Annotated in this window: 21 protein-coding genes and 4 tRNA genes; 4 read left to right on the top strand and 21 right to left on the bottom strand. The window is 63.8% G+C overall.

Annotated features, from left to right (window positions below; translation table 11 throughout):
• Nucleotides 1-11: 11 nt before the first annotated feature.
• The 19 genes from yajC to E1H16_RS07085 form a co-directional block, all read right to left on the bottom strand.
• Complete coding sequence (gene yajC / locus E1H16_RS07175) at nucleotides 12-368, bottom strand: preprotein translocase subunit YajC (protein WP_134323034.1); 357 nt, start codon at nucleotides 366-368, stop codon at nucleotides 12-14.
• A gap of 103 nt (nucleotides 369-471) precedes the next feature.
• Complete coding sequence (gene ruvB / locus E1H16_RS07170; protein ID WP_134323033.1) at nucleotides 472-1,506, bottom strand: Holliday junction branch migration DNA helicase RuvB; 1,035 nt, start codon at nucleotides 1,504-1,506, stop codon at nucleotides 472-474.
• Nucleotides 1,507-1,545: 39 nt separating this feature from the next.
• Nucleotides 1,546-2,172 carry a Holliday junction branch migration protein RuvA gene (ruvA, locus tag E1H16_RS07165; protein ID WP_134323032.1) on the bottom strand — a complete coding sequence of 209 codons (627 nt, stop codon included), beginning with the start codon at nucleotides 2,170-2,172 and terminating at the stop codon, nucleotides 1,546-1,548.
• On the bottom strand, nucleotides 2,169-2,696 hold the full coding sequence (gene ruvC / locus E1H16_RS07160; RefSeq protein ID WP_134323031.1) for a crossover junction endodeoxyribonuclease RuvC: 528 nt from the start codon (nucleotides 2,694-2,696) through the stop codon (nucleotides 2,169-2,171). Before ruvC ends, ruvA begins: the two co-directional genes overlap by 4 nt.
• Nucleotides 2,697-2,792: 96 nt before the next feature.
• Complete coding sequence (locus E1H16_RS07155; RefSeq protein WP_134323030.1) at nucleotides 2,793-3,548, bottom strand: YebC/PmpR family DNA-binding transcriptional regulator; 756 nt, start codon at nucleotides 3,546-3,548, stop codon at nucleotides 2,793-2,795.
• A 48-nt stretch (nucleotides 3,549-3,596) separates the two neighbouring features.
• The gene (gene pdxT / locus E1H16_RS07150; protein ID WP_134323029.1) at nucleotides 3,597-4,208 is read right to left on the bottom strand and encodes a pyridoxal 5'-phosphate synthase glutaminase subunit PdxT; all 612 of its coding nucleotides are present in this window, start codon (nucleotides 4,206-4,208) and stop codon (nucleotides 3,597-3,599) included.
• A 40-nt stretch (nucleotides 4,209-4,248) separates the two neighbouring features.
• A complete protein-coding gene (locus E1H16_RS07145) occupies nucleotides 4,249-5,790 on the bottom strand; it encodes a class I adenylate-forming enzyme family protein (protein ID WP_208378910.1) in 1,542 nt (513 codons plus the stop codon).
• Between the two features lie 68 nt (nucleotides 5,791-5,858).
• The gene (locus E1H16_RS07140) at nucleotides 5,859-7,838 is read right to left on the bottom strand and encodes a DUF2207 domain-containing protein (RefSeq protein ID WP_134323028.1); all 1,980 of its coding nucleotides are present in this window, start codon (nucleotides 7,836-7,838) and stop codon (nucleotides 5,859-5,861) included.
• A 296-nt stretch (nucleotides 7,839-8,134) separates the two neighbouring features.
• Complete coding sequence (pdxS, locus tag E1H16_RS07135; protein WP_208378909.1) at nucleotides 8,135-9,055, bottom strand: pyridoxal 5'-phosphate synthase lyase subunit PdxS; 921 nt, start codon at nucleotides 9,053-9,055, stop codon at nucleotides 8,135-8,137.
• Nucleotides 9,056-9,097: 42 nt separating this feature from the next.
• On the bottom strand, nucleotides 9,098-9,697 hold the full coding sequence (locus E1H16_RS07130; protein WP_134323027.1) for a hypothetical protein: 600 nt from the start codon (nucleotides 9,695-9,697) through the stop codon (nucleotides 9,098-9,100).
• A gap of 53 nt (nucleotides 9,698-9,750) precedes the next feature.
• On the bottom strand, nucleotides 9,751-10,869 hold the full coding sequence (locus E1H16_RS07125) for a glycosyltransferase family 4 protein (RefSeq protein ID WP_134323026.1): 1,119 nt from the start codon (nucleotides 10,867-10,869) through the stop codon (nucleotides 9,751-9,753).
• Nucleotides 10,866-11,780: a phosphatidylinositol mannoside acyltransferase gene (locus tag E1H16_RS07120; RefSeq protein ID WP_279586367.1), complete on the bottom strand. Its 915-nt coding sequence runs from the start codon at nucleotides 11,778-11,780 to the stop codon at nucleotides 10,866-10,868. The genes E1H16_RS07125 and E1H16_RS07120 overlap by 4 nt, the downstream gene beginning before the upstream one ends.
• A 35-nt stretch (nucleotides 11,781-11,815) precedes the next feature.
• Nucleotides 11,816-12,463, bottom strand: coding sequence for a phosphatidylinositol phosphate synthase (gene pgsA / locus E1H16_RS07115; RefSeq protein ID WP_134323024.1), 648 nt, complete (start codon nucleotides 12,461-12,463; stop codon nucleotides 11,816-11,818).
• A complete protein-coding gene (locus E1H16_RS07110) occupies nucleotides 12,463-13,011 on the bottom strand; it encodes an HIT family protein (protein WP_134323023.1) in 549 nt (182 codons plus the stop codon). Before E1H16_RS07110 ends, pgsA begins: the two co-directional genes overlap by 1 nt.
• Nucleotides 13,012-13,013: 2 nt before the next feature.
• On the bottom strand, nucleotides 13,014-15,098 hold the full coding sequence (thrS, locus tag E1H16_RS07105; RefSeq protein WP_134323022.1) for a threonine--tRNA ligase: 2,085 nt from the start codon (nucleotides 15,096-15,098) through the stop codon (nucleotides 13,014-13,016).
• A gap of 95 nt (nucleotides 15,099-15,193) precedes the next feature.
• Nucleotides 15,194-15,988, bottom strand: coding sequence for an MBL fold metallo-hydrolase (locus E1H16_RS07100; protein ID WP_134323021.1), 795 nt, complete (start codon nucleotides 15,986-15,988; stop codon nucleotides 15,194-15,196).
• 141 nt (nucleotides 15,989-16,129) lie between these two features.
• Nucleotides 16,130-16,204 (bottom strand) — tRNA-Val (locus E1H16_RS07095).
• Nucleotides 16,205-16,233: 29 nt separating this feature from the next.
• Nucleotides 16,234-16,307 (bottom strand) — tRNA-Cys (locus E1H16_RS07090).
• Between the two features lie 34 nt (nucleotides 16,308-16,341).
• Nucleotides 16,342-16,414, bottom strand: a tRNA-Gly gene (locus E1H16_RS07085).
• A gap of 138 nt (nucleotides 16,415-16,552) precedes the next feature.
• On the opposite strand from E1H16_RS07085, the gene E1H16_RS07080 reads away from it, so the two are divergent.
• The 4 genes from E1H16_RS07080 (at nucleotide 16,553) to E1H16_RS07065 (ending at nucleotide 18,489) form a co-directional block, all read left to right on the top strand.
• Nucleotides 16,553-17,047 carry a TIGR02611 family protein gene (locus E1H16_RS07080; RefSeq protein ID WP_166741658.1) on the top strand — a complete coding sequence of 165 codons (495 nt, stop codon included), beginning with the start codon at nucleotides 16,553-16,555 and terminating at the stop codon, nucleotides 17,045-17,047.
• A gap of 58 nt (nucleotides 17,048-17,105) precedes the next feature.
• A tRNA-Val gene (locus E1H16_RS07075) sits at nucleotides 17,106-17,177 on the top strand.
• 401 nt (nucleotides 17,178-17,578) lie between these two features.
• The gene (locus tag E1H16_RS07070) at nucleotides 17,579-18,235 is read left to right on the top strand and encodes a hypothetical protein (protein WP_134323019.1); all 657 of its coding nucleotides are present in this window, start codon (nucleotides 17,579-17,581) and stop codon (nucleotides 18,233-18,235) included.
• Nucleotides 18,236-18,285: 50 nt separating this feature from the next.
• Nucleotides 18,286-18,489, top strand: a complete 204-nt coding sequence (locus E1H16_RS07065; RefSeq protein WP_134323018.1) for a hypothetical protein — start codon at nucleotides 18,286-18,288, stop codon at nucleotides 18,487-18,489.
• 418 nt (nucleotides 18,490-18,907) lie between these two features.
• On the opposite strand, the gene E1H16_RS18370 is transcribed toward E1H16_RS07065, so the two are convergent.
• Both E1H16_RS18370 and E1H16_RS07060 read right to left on the bottom strand, forming a co-directional pair.
• Nucleotides 18,908-19,084 (bottom strand): hypothetical protein, encoded by a 177-nt coding sequence (locus E1H16_RS18370; RefSeq protein WP_166741657.1) that lies wholly within the window; start codon nucleotides 19,082-19,084, stop codon nucleotides 18,908-18,910.
• Between the two features lie 83 nt (nucleotides 19,085-19,167).
• Nucleotides 19,168-19,728: a hypothetical protein gene (locus E1H16_RS07060; protein WP_134323017.1), complete on the bottom strand. Its 561-nt coding sequence runs from the start codon at nucleotides 19,726-19,728 to the stop codon at nucleotides 19,168-19,170.
• Nucleotides 19,729-19,764 lie beyond the last annotated feature (36 nt).

The raw sequence follows: 19,764 nt of genomic DNA, 5'->3' as shown, positions 1-19,764 counted from the left end.
TAGGTCAGGGCTCAGCGCTCGTCGATTGGGGAGGCCGGTGGTTCGTCACGGCCAATAACATCGTCGCCGGGCAGCGACTCGCTACGGTCGATTCGCAAGATCGCGCGGGTGAGCACCGTGGTGACGACGCCGGGGGCGATTTCTACGTCAGCGCGATCGTCGTCAACGGACTGGATTGTGCCGAAGAAACCGCTGCCCAGCAGTACCCGCGTACCGGGGACCAGCTGAGTCACCATCGCGGCCTGCTGTGCAGCCTGCTTCTTTCGGCCGCGCATCATCAGAAAGATCATTCCGGCGATGAGCAGGAGGGGCAGGAGCAGAGTCAGGTTCGAAGCGAGTCCGGACTGTCCGTCGGCGGCGAGATACACAGGAGCTTCCTAGCGTGGATGGTCTACGTTGGCGGCATCCATCTGGGAGAACCGCCCAGGCCAGGATGCGCCGATTTCCTAGTCTAAGCCACATCGGTAACAGCTAGAACAGCGCGGATTCATCATTCGGCATGGCGACCCCCACATGTTCCCACCCCGAACGGGTCGCGATCCGCCCTCGTGGGGTTCGAGCCAGCAGGCCAGCGCGGACCAAAAATGGCTCGGCGACCTCCTCGACGGTCTGCATCTCCTCGCCTACTGCCAGCGCAAGGGTTGAGACGCCGACCGGGCCACCGTTGAACTGACGTACCAATGCCTCGATCACCATCCGGTCAAGCCGGTCGAGCCCTATTTCGTCCACGTCGTACACATCGAGTGCGGCGCGCGCCACCTCGCGGGTGAGGTGCCCGTCCGCGCGGACCTGCGCGAAGTCGCGCGCGCGGCGCAACAACCGATTGGCGATACGCGGCGTGCCGCGGCTCCGCCGGGCAATTTCGGCGGCGCCGGCGGACTCCATCGGGATCTGTAGCAGGTCCGCGCTGCGGGTGATCACCCGTTCGAGTTCGTCGTCCTCGTAGAAGTCCATATGTCCGACGAAGCCGAAGCGGTCTCGTAATGGACCGGTCAACAGGCCGGAGCGGGTCGTGGCGCCCACGAGGGTGAACGGTGCGACGTCCAGCGGGATCGCGGTGGCGCCGGGCCCTTTACCGACAACTACATCGACCCGGAAATCCTCCATCGCGATATAGAGCATCTCCTCAGCGGGTCGAGCGATTCGATGGATCTCGTCGATGAACAGCACATCGCCGGGCTCCAACGTCGACAGCATCGCAGCGAGGTCACCAGCACGCTGAATCGCCGGCCCGCTGGTTACCCGGATCGCCGCACCTAGTTCGGCGGCGATGATCATCGCCAGACTGGTCTTGCCCAGCCCTGGTGGGCCGGACAGCAGGATGTGATCCGGCGGTTGGTTACGCGCCTTCGCGCTATCTAGTACGACGCCAAGTTGTTCGCGAACGCGGACCTGACCGATGAACTCTTGCAGGACCGCCGGTCGAAGCGACGTCTCGACATCACGTTCGTCGATGTCGGCGTACGGCGATACGAGCTGCGGCAGCTCATCGGGGTGATCAGTCATCAGAGTCCAGTATGCCTAGTTGTCGGTCCTTCGACGTTGTCATTTGCTCAGTGCTCGAAGCGCGAGTCGCAGCAGCGCGCTGACCTCCACCCTGCCTTCAGTTTCCATCGCAGCGTCGGCGGTTGGTTCAACCACCGCGATCGCGTCCTCAGCCTCGGCGGAAGACCATCCGAGCCCCGTCAGCGCTCCCAGCAACTGATCGCGCCACGGCGCCACCGGCGCGACCTCGGCCGGCAGCGGCACCAGAGGGTCGCCGGATTCCGGCAGCATGCTGACCTTGTCGCGAAGGTCCAGCACCATTCGCTCGGCGCCCTTCTTGCCGATCCCCGGCACTCTGGTCAGGACCGCGATATCAGCGAGCGCGATCGCCGCGCGCACATCCCGTGGCGAGAGTGTTCCCAGCACGGCCTGCGCGACCTTGGGGCCGATACCGCTGGCGGTCTGCAACAACTCGAACAATTCCCGTTCGTCGTCGGTAGCGAAGCCGAAGAGCGTGAGCGAATCTTCGCGGACGACCAGGCTGGTGGAGATGTTGGCCTGCTCCCCCACCTGCAGTCGCGCCAGCGTGCCTGGTGTGCACTGCACCAGCATTCCCACCCCGCCGACCTCAACGACTGCTGAACTGGGTCCGAGACTGCGCACGAGGCCATGCACGCTCGCGATCATCGGGTCACCTTTCGGTGGGCCGACGCCACGGCGGCGGCAAGTTTGTCAGCGGTGCCGCCGCGCCAAATGTGGCAGCTCGCGATAGCTAATGCATCGGCGGCGTCGGCGGGTTTCGGCGCGGTTTGGAGTCGCAGGATGCGGGTAATCATCAGCTGCACCTGGGCCTTATCGGCGCGCCCAGAGCCGGTGACGGCGGCCTTGACCTCGGAGGGCGTGTAGAGCGCTACCGGGATGTCGGCTTCTGCGGCGCGCAGCATCGCTACGCCTGCGGCCTGGGCGACGCCCATCACGGTCCGCGTGTTGTGTTGGCTGAAGACTCGCTCGACCGCCACCGCCGCTGGCCGATAGACCTCGATGTGGTGCTGAATGGCGCGCGATAACAGTAGGAGTCGCTCGGCGACTTCCAGCGTGGTCGGGGTTCGCTCCACCGAGTGGTACAGATGGATGAGCGGCTTACCAGGTCGTCCTTCCACGACCCCGAATCCGCACCTGGTCAGTCCAGGGTCGACCCCGAGTACCCTCATCCGCGCCCCTCAACCCTCGCACACCTGTTCGAGGTCGAGAGTAGGCGATCGCCCGGTCATGCGCTGACAGCACACGCCGGGCGATCGGGGGTGGATCTATGACGCGTCGAGCTCGGCCATGATCTCGTCGGAGACATCGAAGTTGGCCCAGATGTTCTGTACGTCATCGCAGTCCTCGAGCGCGTCGACGAGTTTGAACACTTTCTGCGCGGCCTCGGCGTCCAACGGCACGTTGACGCTCGGTAGGAAGCTAGATTCGGCCGAATCGTAGTCGTATCCCGCTGCCTGCAGCGACGAACGCACGTTCACCAGGTCGGTGGCCTCGCTGACAACTTCGAAGGACTCGCCGAGGTCATTGACTTCTTCGGCACCCGACTCGAGTACGACCTCGAGGACGTCGTCCTCGCTGAGCTCGTTCTTCGGCACGATCACTACGCCCTTGCGGGCGAACATGTACGCAACTGACCCCGGGTCGGCCATCTGGCCACCGTTGCGGGTCATCGTGGTGCGCACTTCCATCGCCGCGCGGTTCTTGTTGTCGGTAAGACACTCGATCATCATCGCGACACCATTGGGGCCGTAACCCTCGTACATGATGGTCTGCCAGTCGGCGCCGCCTGCTTCTTCGCCGGCACCGCGCTTGCGAGCGCGTTCGATGTTGTCGTTCGGGACCGAGTTCTTCTTGGCCTTGGTGATCGCATCGTAGAGCGTCGGGTTTCCATCAGGGTCGCCGCCGCCAGTGCGTGCTGCGACTTCAACGTTCTTGACGAGCTTGGCAAACAACTTGCCGCGCTTGGCGTCGATCACCGCCTTCTTGTGCTTGGTGGTGGCCCATTTGGAATGCCCACTCATTCGATACGTCCTCTTTCCTTCGTACTGCGCTGTGATCTGGCGACCAGACTACGACGCCGCGCTCAACCTGACGAGGTCGACAAATGCGTCATGCACCCGAAAGTCAGCGGTGACCTCCGGGTGAAATGACGTCGCGATGATGTTGCCCTGCCGTACGGCGACGATTCTACCGGCTGCCGGGCCATCTTCGACACGACCGAGGATCTCGACCCCCTCGCCGGTCGCCTCCACCCACGGCGCGCGAATGAACACTGCCCGCATCGGCGAATCGCCCACGAGCGGCATATGCACCGTCGACTCGAACGAGTCGACCTGCCTGCCGAACGCGTTGCGACGCACGGTCATATCGATCCCGCCAATCGTCTGCTGATCCGATCGTCCGTCGACGAGACGATCGGCCAGCAGAATCATTCCGGCACACGAGCCGTACGCCGGCAAACCGCCCCGGATAGCCGTGCGCAGCGGATCCATCAGCCCGAAGGCCCTCAGCAATTTGTCGATCGTGGTCGACTCACCACCCGGCAGCAAGATTCCATCAAGTCCGGCGAGTTGGTTCGGGCGTCGTACGGCAACAACCTGGGCACCTGCCCGCTGCAGCGCCCCGCGGTGCTCGGCAACGTCACCTTGCAGGGCAAGAACACCAATAGTCGGTGAACTCATGAGTTCTCAATTCTGTTGTATAGCAGCGATTGCTACGCACCTACCGAAGCGGGGCGCCCCATTGAGTCTCGGCGCGTAGCGCCGGCTTGAGCACCTTGCCTCCTGGGTTCCTCGGCAACGCATCGGTCGTCAGGTGGATGAATTGCGGGATCTTGAAGTCTGCGAGCTTGCCCTGCAACTGCTCGACAATGTGCTCGGGATCAAGATCGGCCCCCGGTGTCGGCACGATCACCGCACCGACCTTCTCGCCCATCACGTTGTCCGGAACGGCGACGACAGCGGATTCGGCAATGCCGTCGATCGCGGCGAGCGCGTTCTCAACTTCGACGCTGTACACGTTTTCGCCACCACGGTTGATCATGTCCTTGGCGCGATCGGCGAGGTACACCAGACCTGTCTTCTCGTCGATGCGCGCGAGATCGCCGGTGCGTAACCACTCGTCCTCGAACGCGTCGAGCGTCGCGTCCGGTTTGTTCCAGTAGCCCGAGGTGATGTTCGGGCCGCGCGCGAGCAGTTCGCCGACGCCGCTGACCTCATCGGGAAGGTCGATCGCCAGATCGATCACTGGGCATGCGAAGCCGACCGAGTCAGCATGCTTGGCCGCGTACTCGCCCGACAAGACGGTCATCAAGGACGCGGACTCCGTCATTCCGAAGCCGTTCTTCAACACGGCCTTCGGGAACGTCGCTTGCAACTCATGCACCAGCGAGGGGGGAATCGCCGCGCCGCCGTACCCGACCCATCGCACGCCCGAGAGGTCGTAGTTCGTCCGATCCGGGTTGAGCATGATCAGTTTGTAGATGGCCGGAACGGTCGTCATGCTGCTGATCCGCTCTTCGCTAATCAAACCCAGTAGTTGCTTGACGTCCAGCTTGGGCAGGATCACGCTGGCGCCGCCGACGTACGCCGCGATCAGTAGTTGGCTGTTGCAGCCGGTGACGTGGAACAACGGTACGGAGATGAGGGTGCGGAACTCTTCACCGGCGTTGCGGTCCAACCCGGTGCAACGGCACATGTTCTCGCAGTTGGTCAGGAACGCCTCATGCGAGGTGAGGGCTCCCTTCGGACGTCCGGTGGTACCACTGGTGTAAAAGATCGCGGCCAGATCCTGCTGTTCGATCCCATCGGCCAGATATGCCTCGCCGTCCGGCAGCGCGCCCTCAGCGTCAAAGATGTACGCCGCGCCGCTGTCGTTCACGACGTACTCGACCTCTGGTGGAGCGAATCGAGTGTTCACCGGAACGACGACCGCGCCGGCCATCAGCGTGCCCCAGAATGCGATCACCCACTCGTTGCCGGCGGGCTTGAGGATCGCGGCGCGATCGCCGCGCTTCACACCGGCCGCGCGCAGTCCGCCGGCTACCCGGGCGGATCGGTCCCACAGGTCGCGGTAGGTCAAGCGTTCGCCGCCAACCTCGACCAGCGCCTCGACGTCGGGAGTGGCTCGCGTGACGTTCTGCAGCATATGCACGAGCGAGAGCGGCAGATCGTCGTACCGGGCGATCCCGTCCGGGCCCCGCGTCACGCCTGAATAGTCCCACGGGCTGTGGCCACGTTCGGCGGGAATGATCTGCTCGGTCATGGGTGAGACGCCTTCCAACGACGATAGGGGTGTGCGCCGATCCTACGACTCGACGCGGGCTGACCCGATCACCAGGAGCCGCCTCCCCCGCCGCCGCCACCGCCGCCGGAGAAACCGCCACCGCCGAATCCGCTGCCACCGGAGAAACCACCGAACCCGCCGCCGGAGAAACCACCGCTGGATCCAAGGGTGGACGGCGTCGGTGCGGGTGCACTCGCCGCGGAGTTGATGTGGTGGTTGAAGGATGAGACCCACAGGTAGGTATGCAGACCGTCCCATCTGCCCGAATACCACACGGGTTGGGCTGGAATCAGCCCTCGCGCGCTCAGGTCAGCGCAGATCCGGCTCCAGCGTTCGGTGACGTCGAATGCGACCGCCCACGGCAGATACTTCGAGAAGATGTCTTCGCCTTCCTCGAAGCGCAACTGGTCGGCCTCAGCAGTCCGCAGATATGTCTCGAAACCATCGACCTGATCCATGACCGCACGCCCCATCGCCGTGCGTCCCTGGCCACGACCGCGCTTCGACATCCAGATCAGGATGGGGCCGGCAAGTAGCGCGACCAGACCCCAGATGCCGAACCCGGAGCCGGTGGACTCGGTTTCGAACTGATACGTCGTGTACAGCAGTACAGCGATTCCACCGATGGCCAGAAGCCAGCCGAGCGCGCGCAGGCTCTTGCGAGCGCCACCGAGTTCTGCGACGAACCACTTACGTCGTTTGACATCACTGGCCAGCGCGGCCCGCAACCGATCGTTCGGCCGGTGCAGCGGCGGTGTGACGCCCGGCGGCACATCTTTGGTCAGCGAGACCGACGTACCGTCGGCGAACAGGTTATCCACGAATGCCTGCTCATGCGGATGCTCCAGCCGACCGCGCGATTGCAGCTCGACTCGGCGGCTGTCGCCGTACTCGTCGCCCACGATGCGCAACACTCCACGGTGCGCGAGGTCCAAGATTGTGGCTGCCAGTTGATCGGGGTCGTGGCCAGGGCGACGTAGATAACTCGCCTGTGCCGGGCTGATACCGCGTGGCGGCGAGAACGCGACCGGCGGTTCGATGGAGAGATCGTCGGCAACGACCTTCGCGCCCGAACCGATTCCGGCGACGCGGGTGCCCGGGTTGTCCGGGATGACCCCGGGCGGCACATTCGCGAACCGACGATCACGGCTACGTAACCGCAGGCGCCAGCCGAATACTGACAGGCCGATCAGCGCAACGCCGCCGAGCGTCATCGGCAATGGCGTAAACCCGTTCTGATTCGCCCAGGTGGGCCGATCGACGAAAACCGGGGCGGCATCGACCGCGTCGGCATTGATACCCACGTCGATGGTGACGCCCCAGTTGCTGCCGTAACTACTCGATGTGTGCTCGAAGATGGCCGCACCGCCCTCGATACTCGCGTTGTCACAGAGGTCAGAGGTGCCGGCCGGACCCGCCCAGCACGCGACTTTGGTAGGCCCGTCGGGTACCTCGACGCTGATGGTGACCTGATCGATCGCGGCGTCCCACTCGTTTCCGGTCGCGTTCCAGTAGAACTCGGTGTCCTCGCCGTCCTGGGGATTCAATGCGCCGTCGATGGTGTACGTCAGGACGTAGGTTTCGGATTCATCGACGGTCTCATTGGATGACCCGATCTGATACACGTCGTACCTGCTGCGGCCGTCCTCACCCACCTGCTGTTCGAGTTGCGTGCGCGTCGAGGCCCCGGTCGGGCTGCTCACGGAGAACTCGCTGATGTCGTACAGCCGGTCCTGCTCTTCGCCAGCGGCGCCGCGATACTGCAACCAACGGAAGATGCCGTGCCGCCCGTAGCTGGCGAATTGGTAATCGATGGTCTCGGTGACGTGCACCGATCCGTCGGCGTCCACGACGTACTGAATGTCGTACGACGTGATCCGATCGCCTGTCTCGGCGTGTGCCGCCGGTGGCGAGGGAAACACGATGATGGCCGCCATCGCTATGGTGCAGGCGATCACGCGAGAAAACAGCGCGAACGCGCGAGTGTGGGTCGGGGTCGTGCTGGACGTCAGCGCTGGGGAGGACACGAGGCCCACACTAGTTCTATCGCTGCCCGGTTAGCATCTTCGGTCCGCCTGCGCGGATGGGTTCGATGGTTCGCGGTCGGCGTTGTGGGAATTGGGCTCGAGGCCGCACCGGTCGCGCCCAGCCGCCGGCCGCCGAAAGTGGGCCAAGCCGGCGACGGCGGAGAAAGCCATCCAGAGTGGGGAAATTTCCCCACTCTGGATGCCGAGAACCACTCTGGATGCCGAGAACCACTCTGGATGCCGAGAACCGCTCTGGATGCCGAGAACGGCTCGGGAGCGCCGTCCCCGCTGCCGGGTTACCAGCCGCGTTCGGCGAGCCGGTGCGGCTGCGGGATCTCCTCGACGTTGATGCCGACCATCGCTTCCCCGAGCCCGCGGGACACGTTCGCGAGCGTGTCCGGATCGTCGAAGAACGTCGTCGCCTTGACGATGGCCTCCGCGCGCTGCGCCGGGTTGCCCGACTTGAAGATGCCCGAACCGACGAACACGCCGTCCGCGCCGAGTTGCATCATCATCGCGGCATCCGCGGGGGTGGCAATCCCGCCGGCGGTGAACATAACGACGGGCAGCTTTCCGGCGCGCGCGACCTCTGCAACCAACTCGTACGGCGCTTGGAGTTCCTTCGCGGCGACGTACAGTTCGTCCTCCCGCATCGAGGAGAGCCGACGGATCTCACCGCTGATCGTGCGCATGTGGGTCGTCGCGTTCGACACATCGCCGGTGCCGGCCTCGCCTTTGGAACGGATCATCGCCGCACCCTCGGTGATGCGACGCAGCGCCTCGCCCAGGTTGGTCGCGCCGCACACGAAGGGCACGGTGAACTGCCACTTGTCGATGTGGTTGGTGTAATCGGCTGGGGTGAGGACCTCCGACTCATCGATGTAATCGACGCCGAGGGCCTGCAACACCTGCGCCTCAACGAAATGACCGATGCGCGCCTTCGCCATCACCGGGATCGAGACGGCCTCGATGATGCCGTCGATCATGTCCGGGTCGCTCATCCGTGACACTCCGCCCTGCGCGCGAATGTCCGCCGGAACGCGCTCGAGCGCCATTACTGCGACGGCGCCGGCGTCCTCGGCGATCTTCGCCTGCTCGGGGGTGACAACGTCCATGATGACGCCGCCCTTGAGCATCTGCGCCATACCGCGCTTCACCCGGTCGGTGCCGGTTTCGCTCGCGGTGGTCTGCACGTTCTCGGAATCGTTGTTGGACACAGGTTCCTCATCGGGACGAAAGTTGATGGTGTGCCGGTAATTCTAGTCCCCCGGCACGTGCCCGGTCCCGGGACTGTCGTCGATATCGAAGTACGGCGGAACGGGGTCCGATGCGCCCATCCGAAACAGCCGGGGCAGCCGCTGCGCGCGCAACGAGCCGTACGCCCGTACCGCGTCGTTGTAGAACGTGCGGGCGGTCTGCACCTGTGTACAGGCGCGCCGCAGTTGATCATGCGTCTCGGCCTCGGGCAATGCGGCAATCTCGGCACCGATCCGGTTCTCGCGTGCGGCGCGCTCGTAACTGGCCACGTCCGAGGCGATCCCATCCCGCTGTGCGGCAGCCTCCACCTCGCTCGCGGAGATCGGACGGGTGGCGGGGAGTTCTTTGTCTTTCAACGCCGCCGCGGCGTCGATGGGACTGTGTGCCGACGGAGCAATGAATCCGGTGGCGATATCGGGCGGATCCGGATCGCCGCCGGCCTGAATGGCCATTAATTCGCTCGAGCGTTGCACCAACTGTGCGTCTAGGCTTCGCCAGGCCGCCGTCACGCGGGCATGCAGACGGTCGATTCGCATCGCTGTCCAGGTGACCCAGACCGCGAGCAGTACGAGGACGACGAGTCCGAGTATCAACCACAGCACAGTTTCACGGTACGCGAGTCGACGCCGGACATCGGTGACGCAGCGCTGCGCGGCTACGAAGCAATGACCGCGTGGTAGACGCCGAGCACGCGCTCGGCGACCACCGACCAGTCGTACTGCCGCACGATGCGCGACGCGCTACGTCGACGCGCCGCCGTTGCGTCGCTATCTGTCAGCGCGTGGATGATGCCGTCGGCGAGCGAACGCGAATCGCCGACTGCGGTCAGCACTCCGGCAGCACCGTCGGCCAGCACCCGCCGAAAGGCATCGATATCGCTGGCGACGACGGGGGCCTGCGCCGCCATCGCCTCGGTGAGGATGATGCCGAACGACTCGCCGCCGGTGTTCGGGGCGCAGTACACGTCCAGGCTCCGCAAGAACCGTGCTTTGTCCTCCTCGGAAAGCGGACCGAGGACTTCGACGCGATCGATGAGGGTCAGTGGTAATTCGTCACGCAGTTGCTGTTCGTTTCCGCGCCCAGCGATCAGTAACCGCACCTCAGGCACCGCTTCAACGACGCGCTCCATCGCCGGGATCAGTACCTGCAGTCCCTTCCGCGGTTCGTCGAAACGTCCCAGGAACCCCACCGCCGGGTGCGCGTCGGCGTACTCCGTCAAACAGGTCGCCTGCGCGAAATCGTCCACGAAAACGCCGTTCGGAATCAACACCGCATCTCCGCCGAGATGCTCAACCTGCAGGCGCCGCGCCAACTCCGAGACCGCGATCCGCCCTGAAATGCGTTCCAGGAATGGCTGGAGCAGCGCTTGGGTAGCCGCCAGCCAACGCGAACGCTCCGTCGCCGCGTGCACCGTGCACACGATGGGTGTCGTTGCCATCATGCACGTCAACAGCGACAAACTCGGCGTCTGCGGTTCGTGCACGTGCACGACGTCGAACGCTCCGTCGGCGAGCCACGACCGGACCCGCGCTCCGGAGACCGGGCCGAACTGGATCCGCGCCACCGATCCGTTGTAGCGGATCGGTACTGCCCTGCCCGCGTCGACGACGTACGGTGGCAGATCGCGCGCACGCTGCACCGGTGTCAGTACCGATACATAATGGCCCTGTCGTAGCAGCGTCTGCGCGAGGTCGCGAATGTGGAACTGAACGCCGCCTGGCACATCCCAGGAATACGGCGAGACCATGCCGATACGTAGCGGCGCATCACTCATACGTCCGGCCAGATCTTCTGCAACATGTGCCAGTCCTGCGGATTTCGCCGGATCACGTCGGTGAAGATCTCCGCCAGGGCGGTCATCCCGTGAGTCACGCGCTCGCGCAACCGTCCGTCGGTAGGCATCTCGATCTCGGGATGGAATCTCATCCGCCACCCGGTCTCGGTGTACCCCAGCTCCAGCGGCAACAATGCCGATCCGGTCTGCAAAGCCATCAGGCCCGGCCCGGTCGGCATCGTGGTACGCCGCCCGCACAACTGCACGGGAATACCGTTGGCCTGCAAGTCACGATCGGCGAGCAGGGTCACCTGCTGTCCCTCGTTCAGCGCGCGCTTCAACGCGACGACCGACGGCTCGGGTCCCCCGGTCAACGGCACGACGGTCATCCCCAACGACTCCCGAAAGCGCTTGAACCGCTCGTACAGCGATTCCGGTTTCAACCGCTCGGCCACGGACGTCATCGCATATCCGCGCACCTGACACAACTGCACGGCGGCAGCGTCCCAGTTTCCCGAGTGTGTCAGCGCGATCACCACGCCACGTCCGCCGTGCATCGCACGGTCGACGTGCTCACCGCCGAGGTACTCCGTTCGTCGCCCGACGTCGGCCGGATCCATTCCCGGCAACTGAAAGACCTCGCGCCAGTAGCGCGTGTAGGAACGTACCGATCGGCGAGTCAGCGCATCGAGTTGTTTTGCCGAGTACGACGGTCCGACGACCTCGCGCAGATTCGCGCGCAACTGGGCGTACGCACCCGGCCACATTGCGCTGACTGTGCCCACCGCATCGAATGCGGCACCCGCGACCCGTTCGGGGACCCTAGGTAGCACAGACCAACCCGCCGCAAAGGCCCTGTCGATTATCCGCGGTCTGATCGCGGCCCACCGCGCACTCAGTGTTGATTGCACTCCGGCGGTCGGGGTGCCGGCCTGCGGCAGCTCCGTCACGCCGCACCCGCCGATTCGTCCCGGCTATCGGTCATGAGTTCGGCGGCCGACTGAACATAGACGGTGCGCAGGCGCTGCCACACCGTGTACGCCGAGATCACCACCAGCACCCACAGGGCGACGGCGAGCACGTACGGCACGCCCAGGCCATCCAAACCGATCCCCACCAACACGATGATCAGTCGCTCCGCACGCTCGGCGATGCCGACGTTGCTGGTCAGCCCGACGCCCTCGGCGCGAGCCTTGACGTACGACGTCGCCTGGCCCAGTACGAGCGCGAGCAACGAGGCGGCAATCATCCACCCGTCCGGATGGCTGAGGCCAAACCAGAAGGCGAGCGCGCCGAAGATCGCGGCGTCCGACAGACGGTCACCGGTCGCATCCAGCACTGCGCCGAACTTAGAGACCTTGCCGGTGGCGCGTGCCATCGCACCATCAAGCAGGTCCAGGAACACGAAGAAGGTGATGGCCATGCAGCCGGCGAACAGGTGTCCGTTGCCGACCAGCAGCACCGAGCCGGCGATGGTGCCGAGCGTGCCGACGATAGTGACGACGTTCGGATGGACACCGGCCGAACCGAGTGCCTCACCTATGGGCTTGAAGATGCGCCCGAAAAAGTCGCGCGCCGGAGAGTCGTTGAGCATCAGCCGCCAGCGTACGGCTCGGCGACCCAGGCCTCGGCGAGCAATTCGCGAGTGTCCGAGAGCAATTGCGGCAGGACCCGGGTCGAAGCGATGACCGGCATGAAGTTCGTGTCGCCGCCCCACCGCGGGATGACGTGCTGGTGCAAATGCGCCGCAATACCGGCACCACTGACCTCACCCTGGTTCATGCCGAGGTTGAATCCGTGCGGTGCCGATACGGCCCGGATGGTGCGCATCGCGTGCTGGGTGAACGCACTGAACTCGGCCGTCTCGTCGGCATCGATATCGGTGTAATCGGGCACGTGTCGGTACGGGACGACGAGCAAATGCCCGGCGTTGTACGGATACAGGTTGAGTACGGCGTACACGTACCGACCGCGCGCGACGACCAGACCGTCCGTATCGGTCTTGCCTGGGATCACGCAGAACGGGCAGCCCGCGAGGTCCTCGGCATGCTTCGGTTTACCTTCACCCTTGATGTATGCCATCCGGTAGGGGGTCCAGAGCCGGTCGAAGCCGTCCGATTGCGGATCGTGGATCTCAGGCATCGTCAGCCACCAGCGCCGGCATCGGCTGAACGGTCACGGCGCGTATCGGCGGTCGGTGCGGCGTTGCGGCGCGAACGCACCCACTCGACGATGTCGGCGATCGCTTCGTCGACCGGTACGCCGTTGCGCTGCGTACCGTCGCGGAAGCGGAACGATACCGCGTTCGCGTCGACGTCCTTCGCTCCGGCCAGCAGCATGAACGGGATCTTCTGCAGCGTGTGGTTGCGCACCTTCTTCTGCATCCGGTCATCGGAATGGTCGGCCTCGGCCCGGATTCCTTCCCGCGCGAGCCGGTTAACGATGTCCTGTATGTAGTCGCCCTGCTCACCTGAGATGGGAATGCCGACGACCTGTACCGGCGCCAGCCAAGCCGGGAATGCGCCGGCGTAGTGCTCGACGAGCACGCCCATGAACCGTTCGATCGACCCGAACTTTGCGGCGTGGATCATCACCGGCTGTTGACGCGTGCCATCTGGCGCCTGGTATTCCAACTCGAACCGGGCCGGCTGGTTGAAGTCGTATTGGATCGTGGACATCTGCCATGAGCGGCCGATAGCGTCGCGGGCTTGCACCGAGATTTTTGGCCCGTAGTACGCCGCACCACCGGGGTCCGGGACCAGTTCGAGGCCGGTCTCACCCGCGACGTCCTCCAGCACGGTCGTGGCGACAGACCACTGCTCTTGCGAGCCGATGAACTTATCGGAATCGTCGCGCGTCGACAGTTCCAGGTAGAAGTCGTCCAGACCGAAGTCACGCAGCAGCCCGAGGATGAAGTCCAGCAAATGACGTACTTCGTCCGCCGCCTGCTCGGGCATTACGTATGAGTGCGAGTCGTCCTGGGCAAACCCGCGGACACGCGTCAGACCGTGCACGACGCCGGACTTCTCGTACCGATATACGTGTCCGAACTCGAACAACCGCAGCGGTAGCTCACGGTAGGAACGGCCGCGCGAGCGGTAGATGAGATTGTGCATCGGGCAGTTCATCGCCTTCAGGCGATACTCGTGCCCCGCTTTGGTGACGTTGCCTTCGTCGTCGATTTCCTCATCGACAATCAGCGGCGGGAACATCGTGTCGGCGTAGTACGGCAGGTGGCCGGACGTGTGAAAAAGGCCGTCCTTGGAGATGTGCGGCGTACCGACGTACTGGAAGCCTTCCTCAATGTGGCGCGCGCGGACATAGTCCTCCATCTCGCGCTTAATCACGCCGCCCTTGGGGTGAAATACCGGCAGCCCTGACCCGAGTTCGTCGGGGAAGGAGAACAGGTCGAGTTCGGCCCCGACGCGACGATGGTCGCGCTTCTCGGCCTCCTCGAGTCGATGCAGGTAGTCGGCGAGGGCTTCGGCGCTTTCCCATGCGGTGCCGTAGATCCGCTGCAACTGGGCATTGCCCTCCTGCCCGCGCCAGTACGCCGCCGAGGAGCGGGTGATCTTGAAGGATCCGAGGTAGCGGGTGCTCGGCACGTGCGGGCCGCGGCATAGATCGCCCCAGACGCATTCACCACCGCGCATCGCGATGTTGTCATAGATCGTCAACTCGCCCGAGGCATCGACTTCCATGACTTCATCATCAGCATCGGTACCGGTGCCCTTATCGGTGATCAACTCGATCTTGAACGGTTCGCCGGCGAGTTCGGCCTGAGCCTCGGCAAGGCTGGCGAACTTGCGCCGGGAGAACCGCTGCCCCGACTTGATGATCTTCTTCATCTGCTTCTCGATCGCCTGAAGGTCCTCAGGCGTGATCGGCTCGGCGACCGAGAAGTCGTAGTAGAACCCGTCGGTGATCGGCGGACCGATACCGAGTTTCGCGTCCGGGTTGATCGCCTGAACGGCTTGCGCGAGGATATGCGCGGTCGAATGCCGAATCACGTTGCGCCCGTCGGGCGTGTCGGCGAGGACCACTTCGACGTCCGCGTCGGCTTCCGGCACCCAGGCCAGATCGCGCAGTACCGCACCGTCACGTACGACGATCGCGGCCTTCGCGCCCTTCTGATCGAAGCCCGCCTCGTTCACCACGGTCTGCGCCGATGTCCCGGCAGGCACCTTCACGCGAGGGGCTGGCTGGGACGAGAAGACGGCAGATGACACGAAAGGCTCCGTAGCGCAGGATCGGTGTGCGGCGTACGCCGCGATAGGAACGCATCCGATCGTACCGACCGCAGCCACACAGTTTGCGCCCCGCGCTAGATGGCTCGCCAGCGGCGCCCTTCTGGCGTGGTGATGATCCGGCCGAACGCCATCTTCGGGAAGTGTGCGGGGACGACGTACGTGTCGGTGTCGAGGGCCTCGTTGGCGACGGCGTTGCGTACCGCTTTGGCGGCTTCCTTGTCGACGTCGTACACCGCTTCCCAGTCCGGTTCGGCCAGTTCGACCACCGAATGTGCGATATCGCCGATCAACAGGGCGCGTTCTCCTTCACTCGAGATGATGAACACGGTCGACCCTGGGGTGTGTCCCGCCGCTGGGCGCGCGTCGATTCCGGGGGCGACGGTGTGCTCGGAGTCGAACGTCTCCAGTTGGTTCTCGATCGGCGACAGCTTACGGACGGCGCCTGGCACGGCATCATCGGCGGTGACGAAATACGACCAATCGGCGGCATGCGCGCGGTAGGTCGCGTTCTCGAAGACGACCTTGCCTTTGGAGGCTGCCCAGCCGACATGGTCGTAATGCAGGTGGGTGAACAGCACGTCGGTGATATCGCCGGGTTGGACGCCGAGGTCGGCCAACGAGTTCAGCAGTCCACCGCCAAAGAGGTCCTCGCGTTCGAGTGCACCGACGCCGGTGTCAACCAAGACAACTCGGTCACCGGTGCGTACCAGGAATCCGCCCATCGGCATTTCAATGCGGCCGTGCGCATCGAGCACGTCCGGGTGACATGCCCAGGGGTCCTCGACTCCCGGACGATCCAGAATCCGTGCACCGTTCTCGATGCCATGTCCATCCAGCACCGGGTCAATCGTGATCCCACCGATTTTCATTCCATCTCCTCGCACGCGGCGTACCGCTCGTGATGTCGGCGTCGGACGCCGGCCGCTGCGTGCGATTGTGCCGCCATGTAGGCGAAAGCGAAAGGACCCGGCCTCGGGCCGGGTCCTTGATGGATCGTTCTGCTACTTACTTGGTGGGCGATACTGGGTTCGAACCAGTGACCCCTTCGATGTCAACGAAGTGCGCTACCGCTGCGCCAATCGCCCAAGTCCATGTGAAATTATCGATCTCGCCGTGGAGGTGGCGACGGGATTTGAACCCGTGTACACGGCTTTGCAGGCCGTTGCCTCGCCTCTCGGCCACGCCACCGCGTGCGACGCTGAAAAGTTCTCGGCGTCTTGCGAGCGGACGACGGGATTCGAACCCGCGACCCTCACCTTGGCAAGGTGATGCTCTACCAACTGAGCCACGTCCGCGTTGCTGCTCGGTATTTCAGCAGCGAGAAGAAACGTTACACGACTCAGACGACGCATCAAAGTTCGGGGTCTAGTTTTGGATCTAGATCACTTTTCGCACGTTGCGGTGCGTGGCTGGCTCCTGCAACGTTACAGATAGTGAGACCCGATTCGCCGCCGACGAGGAGCCACGACATCAACACGCCACCCCAGCAGCCGGTGCCCCAGAACCTGAGCGCCGCAGCGGACGAGAATGTGGAGCCAGCTCCCCCTGCCGGTGAGAAGACCGGCTTACGTCATCGGCTACGGAGCCACCCGAAGTTCAAACACACCTACAAGGTCGGCGTCGGCGTGGTGGGCTTCGTCGTCCTGTGCGCCGGCATCGTGATGATTCCGTTCCCCGGGCCCGGCTGGCTCGTGGTGATCGCCGGACTGGCGATTTTGGCGACCGAGTTCGCATGGGCCGACCGCCTGCTGAAATTCACGAAGAAGCACGTGTTCGCCTGGATGCATTGGATCGGGCGGCAGGCATTGTGGGTACGGATTCTCGTCGGCCTGCTGACCGCAGCGTTCGTCTACGGCGTCGTGGTCGTTGCCTTGCACTTCACTGGCGTGCCGGACTGGATTCCCTCCTGGATACCAATGTGGCGTTAACGACCCACGTCACCTCCCGCGCACCCCGACTGGTATCGTCTTAGGTCGCACGACACCCGGGCGATTGGCGCAGCGGTAGCGCACTTCGTTCACACCGAAGGGGTCACTGGTTCGAACCCAGTATCGCCCACCCGATCCCATTGGCGACCACTCCAGTTCGCCGCTGGCAGTCGCCTAATCGCACGTCCTGCCTCGTTGCGTCCACGCTGAATGCCCAACACAGCTTGTCGCGCCGTGCGCATACGTGCCTGTACGGTCGCGCCACAAGGCGCAGGTGTGCACATCGCTGACCAGGCACATGGGTCGCAGTCACGTCCGAACAACGTCCCTGAACACCACATCAGCTACTCACGACCCTGCCTAAAGTCAGGACATCCGAATCACCATCCCCTTTCTACAGGGGCGCAACCTGGCCCCACCCGATGTGTGACGCGGATTAGACACACCTAAGGCGTGTAGGTAACTTCCATTTCGGCGCGGTAATCCCGGCCAGCGCAGCCTCGAGGCCCGGTAGGTAATTGAACGAAACTGATGAGAATCGACGAAATGGGACTTTACGTGAAAACCACGATCCGAGGCATACTCACTGCCGTTGTGGCGGCAGCCCTCCTTTTTTCGAGCGTCCAGGTCGCATCTGCTTCACCGAGTGACACTGAGACGTCGACGAAACAAGATGCTCTGGCGGCGATCCAGGAAATCAAGGACACCGGGCAACTCAGCGACGCCGGGCGAGAGGCACTGCTTGCTGTTCCCGAACTAGCCGCTCAGGTGCTGGATCCGGGCGTGTATACAGTCGAAGAAACTCTCGGGCCGATCACACCTAGCAGTGTCTCGCCCATGGCGGGGGGTTGCGCGACTCAGTCGTTCTCCGTTAGTGGGAAGACTGTCGTCGGCCTGACCGCGTACACCTTCCATCACTCAGCAAATCTGTGCTGGAACGGATCCTCAATTACGTCAATAACAAATCGCCAAAGTTGGGTCACCAACGTTACTACGTTTATGTTTTACAGAGGGCTGGTATCCAATACGTTCACCGGAGTGGGTCAGGTTACCGGAGAAACATTCGCACAGGGCCATATGGAGAACTGTGTAGGTAGCCAGGGCTGCATTCAATCGGACTATCCGTGGGTTCGCATAAACGCCAGCGGAATCTGGGGTTGGAATGGCGGGTTTACGGGCATAGGCTAACGAGGATAGTCAACTAAAACCAACCGTCACGATCAAGAAGAGGGCGCGTTATGAGCAAGACCCAAGCGAAGGAAGCGGCCTTGGCAGCGATCGTCTTCGTCGTCACCGCCATTCTCGGGGTGGTTCTGCTGGCGACCGTTGGCCTTATCGGACCGATTGAACTGGCCCTGATTCTGCTCGTCGCGACCGGAACGACAGTGCTCTATGTTCGGTTTCGGGCCAGTCGCAGGACAGCGCGCGCTACACAGAATTAGGCTCATCCGCCCGGACGGGCTCCACGCACCAACGGCGAGTGCGTGTCAGTACCCCACCTGAGTCTCGCGACCAGGGTGGGGTACTGACAGTTCTGTCTCACCAACGCCTCGCTGCGGGATCACGCAATTCTCCTATGCGTCCCCGCTGCCATCGGTAGTACCAACACAGCACCGACGCAGCGTGGACTCTCGCGACTGCGCCTCTAGCCTGATCCCTGCTGGTCAATCCAGGTCGACCTGTCGGATGCCCCGGCAGACCGGAACACCCAGAACGTAGCGCTGACGCCCAGCCGCGACTACGATCGATGAGCCTAATGCCCAACTTCCGACGTGGCCGCGTAGACGGACCAAGGAGCGTCTATGGCGTGGGTGCCGCAACGGCACCGACGCAAACGCACTGATGTCCGCGGCCGCGACCTCACGGGTCCGCGGACGCTCCGGGCATGTCTCGGCTGTCGACTCCCAGTTCGATTCCGCGACCGACAGGAGACCGATCGGAGATCGCCAGGATCGTCCCGGGGGTCTGGTCGAACGCGACATCACCGGTCCCAACCTGAGCGACGAACTCGACCTCATCGCAATCGAAAGGCAGCACTCAGTCCCCACGCTGCGACAACGGGCCCGAGGGGCCTGCACCATCGCAGCCAGTGCGACCTTCCCGACGGCGACCCTCGGGTCTTACTCCTCGTCGTTGCCGCCGTTCTCGTCGAAAGCCATTTCGAAACTCGCGACCGAACTCGCCGGACCGGACTCGGTTGCGAACGGGAAGGTGACCGTGCACGGCGTACTGAAACTCTCCGGCTTCAGCGCCAAATCAACGGTGTAGTCCGCGCTGTCTCCGGCGGGCAGTGATTCCGGACCGCCGAGCTCATGGTTCGGGAACACATAGGTGCCGCCGTTCGGGCATTCCACATCCGTGTCCGATGCTGTGCTGCTGAGATCCAGCGCAGTCTCGGATTCGTTCTTGACGGTGAACTTCATCGTGAAGCCGACCTCGTCGCCGATGAGTCCACTCATGTTGGGGTCCGCGTCGTACCCGGTCAGGGTCACGGTGGTGCCGTCCTCGTAGACGTAGTCCTCGTCGGGAGCCTTGACGGTCTCCCCCTCGGTCGACTGGATAATCACCGGCGCCGCGGTCGCCGTCCCACCGACCGTTTTGGTGCAGCCGCTGGCCGCGAGCACGATCGCGCCGATGGCAACGATCCCAGCGAACGATCGCCGATGGTTCATGTTCGTCATCACGCCCTCATGTTCCCGTCAATGCGACTGCTGATT

The sequence above is a fragment of the Cumulibacter soli genome (assembly GCF_004382795.1).
Taxonomy (GTDB): domain Bacteria; phylum Actinomycetota; class Actinomycetes; order Mycobacteriales; family Antricoccaceae; genus Cumulibacter; species Cumulibacter soli.
The sequence above is the reverse complement of the archived record's forward strand: the minus strand, read 5'-3'. Positions and strand labels throughout refer to the sequence as shown.

Coding starts and splice junctions, on each gene's coding strand:
- E1H16_RS07145 (WP_208378910.1), bottom strand. CDS start 5,790: ATGACCGAGCAGATCATTCCCGCCGAACGTGGCCACAGCCCGTGGGAC.
- E1H16_RS07110 (WP_134323023.1), bottom strand. CDS start 13,011: ATGCCTGAGATCCACGATCCGCAATCGGACGGCTTCGACCGGCTCTGG.
- ruvC (WP_134323031.1), bottom strand. CDS start 2,696: ATGAGGGTACTCGGGGTCGACCCTGGACTGACCAGGTGCGGATTCGGG.
- E1H16_RS07100 (WP_134323021.1), bottom strand. CDS start 15,988: ATGAAAATCGGTGGGATCACGATTGACCCGGTGCTGGATGGACATGGC.
- ruvB (WP_134323033.1), bottom strand. CDS start 1,506: ATGACTGATCACCCCGATGAGCTGCCGCAGCTCGTATCGCCGTACGCC.
- E1H16_RS07070 (WP_134323019.1), top strand. CDS start 17,579: ATGAGAATCGACGAAATGGGACTTTACGTGAAAACCACGATCCGAGGC.
- ruvA (WP_134323032.1), bottom strand. CDS start 2,172: ATGATCGCGAGCGTGCATGGCCTCGTGCGCAGTCTCGGACCCAGTTCA.
- pdxT (WP_134323029.1), bottom strand. CDS start 4,208: ATGAGTTCACCGACTATTGGTGTTCTTGCCCTGCAAGGTGACGTTGCC.
- E1H16_RS07155 (WP_134323030.1), bottom strand. CDS start 3,548: ATGAGTGGGCATTCCAAATGGGCCACCACCAAGCACAAGAAGGCGGTG.
- E1H16_RS07060 (WP_134323017.1), bottom strand. CDS start 19,728: ATGACGAACATGAACCATCGGCGATCGTTCGCTGGGATCGTTGCCATC.
- E1H16_RS07065 (WP_134323018.1), top strand. CDS start 18,286: ATGAGCAAGACCCAAGCGAAGGAAGCGGCCTTGGCAGCGATCGTCTTC.
- pgsA (WP_134323024.1), bottom strand. CDS start 12,463: ATGCTCAACGACTCTCCGGCGCGCGACTTTTTCGGGCGCATCTTCAAG.
- E1H16_RS07125 (WP_134323026.1), bottom strand. CDS start 10,869: ATGAGTGATGCGCCGCTACGTATCGGCATGGTCTCGCCGTATTCCTGG.